This window comes from Phenylobacterium sp., assembly GCF_030697925.1.
Classification (GTDB): Bacteria; Pseudomonadota; Alphaproteobacteria; order Caulobacterales; family Caulobacteraceae; genus Phenylobacterium.
In genome coordinates this window covers 1-6,760 of the sequence record NZ_JAUYOJ010000114.1, presented here as the reverse complement: position 1 = coordinate 6,760, position 6,760 = coordinate 1, and the positions used below count along the sequence as shown (strand labels likewise).

3 protein-coding genes and 1 pseudogene are annotated in these 6,760 nt (G+C 68.9%); 3 read left to right on the top strand and 1 reads right to left on the bottom strand.

Features of this window, described 5'->3' with window-relative positions; all coding sequences use genetic code 11:
• Together Q8Q88_RS10755 and Q8Q88_RS10750 are read left to right on the top strand one after the other, a co-directional pair.
• Nucleotides 1-2,226: TonB-dependent receptor (locus tag Q8Q88_RS10755; RefSeq protein ID WP_305675191.1), on the top strand; the 2,226-nt coding region annotated here is incomplete at its 5' end.
• 90 nt (nt 2,227-2,316) lie between these two features.
• Nucleotides 2,317-4,359, top strand: a complete 2,043-nt coding sequence (locus Q8Q88_RS10750; protein WP_305675190.1) for an ATP-binding protein — start codon at nt 2,317-2,319, stop codon at nt 4,357-4,359.
• 76 nt (nt 4,360-4,435) lie between these two features.
• On the opposite strand, the gene Q8Q88_RS10745 is transcribed toward Q8Q88_RS10750, so the two are convergent.
• A complete protein-coding gene (locus Q8Q88_RS10745; protein WP_305675189.1) occupies nt 4,436-5,821 on the bottom strand; it encodes a sulfatase-like hydrolase/transferase in 1,386 nt (461 codons plus the stop codon).
• Between the two features lie 525 nt (nt 5,822-6,346).
• Between Q8Q88_RS10745 and Q8Q88_RS10740 the strand changes: the two are divergent.
• Nucleotides 6,347-6,760: pseudogene (locus Q8Q88_RS10740) on the top strand (hypothetical protein); the annotation flags it as partial.

Below are 6,760 nucleotides of genomic sequence, written 5' to 3'. Positions count from 1 at the left end.
CAGTCCCCGATGTCCATCGCGGCGCTCCCCCGCCAGGAGCTCGAACAGCGCGGCGCCTTGAACCTCGGAGACCTGCCCCTCGCCAACCTGTCGATCCGCGAGGGGGCCGGCGCGTCCGGGGCGGGCTTCGCGCCGGTCATGACCATCCGGGGCATCGGCCAGGCGGATTTCACGATCAACACCGATCCTGGCGTCGGCGTCTATCTGGACGGCGTCTATCTGGGTCGCTCCATCGGCAGCGTCCTCGATCTGCTTGACGTCGAGCGGGTCGAGGTCCTGCGCGGGCCGCAGGGGACGCTGTTCGGCCGCAACACGATCGGCGGCGCCGTCCGGATCATCTCGCGCCTCCCCAAGGCCGCCGACGGATTTACAGGCAGGGTCTCGGTGGCAGGCGGCGAACGGGACTTTCGGCAGCTCAAGATGATCGCCGCCGCCCCGCTCGGGGATCGGGCCGCGCTTCGCCTCTCGGCCGTCGTCCGTCAGCGGGGTGGCTACGTGGACGCCCTGCAGTACGACGATCTCGAGCTGGGCGACGAAGACGTCCGGGCCGCGCGGGCGGCACTGCGCTGGCAGCCCGCCGGCGCCCTGACTGTCGACCTGGCGGCCGACCACACGCGACGACGGGACGCGCCGGCCGCCGGCGTGGCCCTGCGGCTGGGCGGCCTGTCGGACACGAGCCCGGCGCCTACGGGAAGCAATGCGACGTTCTTCAACTCCGGCCGCGGCCCGCCAGCCATCTCCCGCCCGCCGTTCGTGTCCGTGGATGCGCCACGCTGCGCGGCCGATCCGGTCTTTCGCGCGGCGAGCCCCACCTGCTACGGCGACGCCTGGGTTGCGAGGACGGGCAACAACTCCGTCTGGACCGATCGCCAGGGGCGCCGGATCACCCCCACCAACGCGCTCGATACGTGGGGCCACGCCCTGACGGTCGATTGGGAATCCCCGATCGGCAGGCTGACGGCGATCTCCGCCCGGCGGGCGTTCACCAGCACCTTCTACAATGACTTCGACCTGACGCCGCATGTCGTCTTCCACAACAACAACGTCCCCTACAAGCAGCGGCAATGGTCCCACGAGGCGCAGCTGAGCGGCTCGGCCTGGGGCGAAATCCTGAACTACCTGGTCGGCGGATATGTCTTCCGGGAACGCGGCGTGGAGTATGTCGACCAGCTGACGCCCGGCGACGTGCCGGCGGGCCAGGCGAGCGCCCTGGCGGGGGCCCTGCCATACTTCCAGACCACGGGGCGGCACATCGACAACAGGTCCAAGGCCCTGTTCGGCCAGCTCATCGTGAGCCCTAGCCGGCGCCTTCATCTCACCGCCGGCCTGCGCCTGACGGACGAGACCAAGGCCTATCGGGTCGAGCAGATCCGCGCCGCCGGCCCACAGCTCAGCGGCGGCGGCCGGCAGAGCTCCACGATCTGGACGCCGTCCTTCAACCTGGCCTACGAGGCCTCGCCGCAAGTCCTGATCTACGGCGCCTATGCCGAAGGGTATCGAGCCGGGGGCTTCGCGTCGCGGTTTCCGGGCGGCCTGCCGTCGCCGCTGCCGTCGTATGGCCCGGAGTTCGTCACCGCCTACGAGCTGGGCCTGAAGATGACGGCCTTCGACCGCCGCCTCGTTTTCAATCTGGCGGCCTTCAGGATGCTCTACGACGACATCCAGGTGACGGCCGCCGTTCCGAACCTGCCCGGCTTCACACTCAATCTCGCCAGCGCCGAGTTCGACGGGTTCGAAGCCGAAGCGCGGTTCACGGTGACGCCGCGGCTGCAGGCCGGCGTCTTCCTCGCCCGCACGCACAAGGCCTTGAGCGGGGTCGCGCCCGGCACGACCTCCGGCGGCGGCACGAACGTCATCGTGCCCATCACGGACGATAGCCGTCTGCCGGGTCCCGAGTGGCAGGCCGGCGTCATGCTGATGCACGACGCGGACTTCGAGAACGGCGCGCGACTGACGTCGCGCTTCGACGTCTCCTACGAGTCCGACGACGCCATCGCGGTCACCAACTATCCGATCATCGTTCGCAAGGCGCACGCCGTGGCGAACCTGAGACTGGCGTTTGCGCCGCCGCGCGGGAACTGGGAGGCCGCGATCGGCGCCCGCAATCTGTTCGACGAGCGCTACTTCACCACCAAGACCCTGTCGCCCGCCGCCGGTTCGGCGTCGGGAACGCTGGGAAGGCCGCGCGAGACCTATATCGAGGTGAGCCGGCGGTTTGGAAGCTAGCCTGGTCAGGTTGTTGCTTTCGAAACCGCGGCGGGCGCAACTACACGGAGTGTTGCCTGGCGCGACACGCAACCATCGGGGCTCAGGTTCGTGGTCAGTTGGCGACTCCAGGGTGGTACCAGCGCCGTTCTGCTGCTGCTGATCGCAGCTCTCATCCCCACCTTCCTGCTGGCGGCGGGCGGGGCCTATTTCGCGATCCAATCGAAACGTTCGGAGCTCGAGGCCCGAGCCGTCGCCGACGCCCGAATTCTCTCGCAGAGCGTCGACCGCCACCTCGAGAGCCAGCTCGATCTCGTGGAAGCTCTTGCGGCGTCGCCGGCGCTCGACCCGCCGGCCAATCTCGCCTTCTTTCGCGAAGTGGCGCGGCGCGAACGCCTGCGGCATCCGCACTGGCTCGCCGTCATCCTTCTGGACCCGGCCGGGGCATGGATCGTCCACACCGAGACGCCGCGGGCCGGCCGGCGAGCCATCGATTCAGCCAGCCTGCGCCGCGCGCTGGCGGCGCGGACCGCCGTCGTGGGGGAGATGCGGCGGGGGGAGAGAGGCCTGTGGGGCCTACCGGTGCGTGCGCCCGTCATCCGCGGCGGCAAGGTGACCTATGTCGCCACGGTGGTCAGTCGGCCGGATGACTTCCGAAGCCTGATCCAGGCCATTCGTCCGCCGCCGGGCTGGATCGTCTCGATCGTCAATCAGGACGGTCAGGTGGTCGCCCGATCCCGCGCGGAGGCGCAGTTCATCGGCCGACCGGCCAGTCCGCCCACCCTCAAGGCCCGAGCCCGCGGATCCGGAGGCGTGTACGCCGGGCGCACGCTCGAGGGCATATCGACCACCTCGGCCTATTGGCTGTCTTCGAAGACCGGGTGGTCGGCGCACATCGGCATCCCGCGCGCCAGCTTCGAACAGCCGCTGCGCGGCATGGTCGCCTTGATCGTGGTCGGGTTGGTCCTCAGCCTGGTCATGACCGCGCTTTTCGTCTGGCTGCTGCTGCGTGACCTGGCGGCGCGGAGCGCGCAGGCCGCCGCCATCGAGCAGGCGGTCCGGATGGATGCGCTGGGGCGCCTGACGGGAGGCGTGGCCCACGACTTCAACAACCTGCTCATGATCATCCAGGGCAATGCCGACACCCTGGCCCGGAGGCTCGTCGACCAGGAGGCCGCGCAGCGGCCGCTGGCGGCGATCCGGATGGCCACGGACCGGGCGGCGAAGCTCGTGCGCCAGCTTCTCACCTTTGCCCGGGGGGGACCGGCGGAGAAGCAGGTTGTGGACCTGGGCGCGGCGATCGCCGGGGCGGGTTTGGCGATGGAACAGATCGCGGGGCCGTCGGTCCGCATCGACCTACAGCCGCCCGTGGACCGGCTGTTCGTGGAACTTGATCCGCTTCAGCTCGAGGCCGCCTTGATCAACCTCTGCGCCAACGCGCGGGACGCCATGCCTGGCGGCGGTGACATCGCCATTGCGGTTGAGCGCCGCGGCGAGCAGGCGCAGGTCGAGGTGCGCGACAGCGGCGCGGGCTTCCCCCCCGAGGTGGCGCCGCGGGTCTTCGAGCCGTTCTTCACGACCAAGTCGAGCGGGAAGGGCACAGGCCTTGGCCTGACCCAGGTCTTCGGCTTCATGCGCGCGCTTGGCGGCTCGGCGGCCGTATCGAACGGCCCTGGCGGCGGGGGTGTCGTCACCTTGCGTTTCCCCCTCGCGACGTCGGCGCCCGACCGGCAGGAACGAGCCGACCCGGCCGTGCCGCAGGCGACCGGCGAGGCTCGGATCCTCGTGGTCGAGGACGACGAAGACATACGCGCGGCCACCGGCGCCTATCTGCGCGAATCAGGGTTGGACGTCGAGGAGGCGCGGGACGCGGACGAGGCCCTGGCGGTGCTGCGACGCCAGCGGTTCGACGCGGTCGTCTCCGATATCGTCATGCCAGGATCGATGAACGGGGCGGGCCTGGCCAAGGCGATCCGGCGGCGTTGGCCTGCGCTGCCGATTCTCCTGGTTTCGGGATATAGCGACAGCGCCGCGGAGGCGCGCAGCCTCGGCATTGCGGTGGTCCCCAAGCCCTATGAGCTCTCCGAGCTGGAGCGGATCCTTCGCGCCATGGCCGCGGGCCATCCGGCCCCGGCCCGGTATGTCGCGACCTGAGCGCCGACGGAGCAGGGGCGGGGGCTTTCCTTGGAGGCGTCTCAGCGTGAGATGCCGCCCGCGCTCCGAACTCCCCTCACTTCATCGTCGAGGCGGGGCGGCCGGCAAGCCGGTCGGGGCCGACCTCGTAGCCTTCCACGTCGCTGTCCGGCAGCATCGCCGCATTCCATGTGGCGAAGGCTTGTCGAAGCTCGTCCATCCGACCCGGATGGACCTCGGCCAGGTTGGCGCGTTCGCGCGGGTCGCGCCTTAGGTCGAACAGGTACTGGTGCTGGCCGACGCGGAGATACTTCAAGTCGCCGTCCCGCACGGCCGCCTGGCGTTGGCCCACGAACCTCCAGAACAGCCGGCGCGGGAACGGCGGAGCCGACCCTTGGATCACCTGGCTCAGGTCCTGGCCATCAAGCGGAAAACCAGGGTCGGCCGGAGCGCCGGCCATGGCCAGCAGCGTCGCGGTCCAGTCCATGGTGATGGCGACTTGCGGAGACACCACGCCCCGCGGGACGCGCCCAGGATAGCGCGCGATGGCCGGTACGCGAATCCCGCCCTCCAGCAGATCACCCTTCTCGCCCACGAGCGGCCACATGCGGGAAAACCGCTCGCCGCCGTTGTCGCTGGTGAAGACCACGATCGTGTCGTCGGCGACGCCGGCCTGGTCCACGGCGGCCAGAACACGGCCCACGCCCTCGTCCATCGAACGCACCATTTCGGCATAGGTCGCCAACGAGCCGCCGCCGAAGTCGAACAGCTCCTTCAGCTCCGCGGCCCTGGCCGCGTCGGCTGGCCCCTCCCAAGGCCAATGGGGCGCGGTATAATGGAGGCTCAGGAGGAAGGGGCGCGGCGCCTGGGCTGCGTCACCCACATACTTCACCGCACGGTTGGTCAGCAGATCGGTGAGGTATCCCGTCTGCTCGACCAAGGTCTCGTTCTCGTAGAGATCCGACCTCCCGCCGCGGTTCTTGTGGGTGAAATAGTCAGCGCCGCCGCTGGCGATGCCGAAGAACTGGTCGTAGCCGCTCTTCAGGGGGCCGAACCGTGGAAGATGGCCCATGTGCCACTTGCCGACGAGGCAGGTCGAATACCCGCTCCGCTTCAAGAGGGACGCAAGCGTTGGATGTGATGGCGGAAGGCCAAGCGCCTCGCTCGGCCGCTCCTTTATCGGCTCCTCAAGCCCGGCGCGCAGGCGGTACTGATAGCGCCCGGTCATCAGCGCGACGCGCGTCGGCGAACAGACGCAGGAATTGGCGTAGGCGTCGGTGAAGCGCACGCCCTGCGCAGCCAGATGGTCAAGGTGGGGCGTTCGGAAGTCCGTGGCGCCGTAGCAGCTCAGATCTCCCCACCCCAGATCGTCGGCCATGATGAACACGATGTTGGGACGCCGCGGCGAGGCGCCGATGGCGGCGTCACCGCCGATCGCCGCCCCCACGCCGGCGAGCATCGTCTCCCGTCGCGTAAAGGCCACCCCGTGCCTCCCAGTTGCTCGGCTGGCGGAAGCTTAGAATCCTCACGCGCCGCGCGTAACCCCGACACGACTGGGACCATCTGTTGTTCGCGCATTCTGGCCTTGAGGTTGAGCTGTTGGCTGGCGCGCGGCGAAGAACGACGCGCAGCTTCACGCATGGCGCCTATCAGCCGACAAGGCCGATTGAATCCAGATCGATCGGGCGGCCTGCGACGCCTGTGTCGATACGCGGGACGACCGACCGTAGCGGGCCCCGTAGGCGAGGTCTTCGGGGAACGACGATCACTCCACGACAGGTCCCGCCTCCGTTGGGGGATCGCGCCGACCTAAGCTCGGAGCGACGGTCAGGCTGGGTTCTGGTCAGCCCGTCGCGCCCCAGGTCGCCGGCGCGCCGACTGTCCGGCTTCCCATATCCTCACCGTGACGCCGGCCGCCAGGAGCACCGCAGGTTAGCCGTGCCCCTAAAGGTTATGGCAAGCCTATCCCTATATAAGTCTCCCCTCCCAATGAGTTGGAGTACGCCGCATGCAGGCGCCCAAGGCTGGCGGCGGCGTGCGCAGCCTGAAGGGTATCGTTGCGACGGCTGGCGCCGGGCGGGTGCTGAACCTGCACGCGCTGGCCGCCGAGGTCCTGGACGATCCGGATTACGGCGAGCGACCGCTGTTCATCCACCCGGTGCTGAACCGGTCGATCATCATGAAGTACAATGTACCTTCGGGCGAGGAGGACAACCTCGCGCCGCGGCGCTTCAACTCGACCAAGATTGTCTTTCCCTTCGACCAAGACGATCTGGACCTCGGTGGTCAGGGGCTGTTTGTCGACCAACCCGATTTCCCCAACGTGCTCGCCCGGGTCCTCGACTACACCGACCTGCCGTTCGGGCGGGACGTGATGGTGCTGCGCACCTTGGACAGGCTGCCGACGCTCGACCCGTTCCTG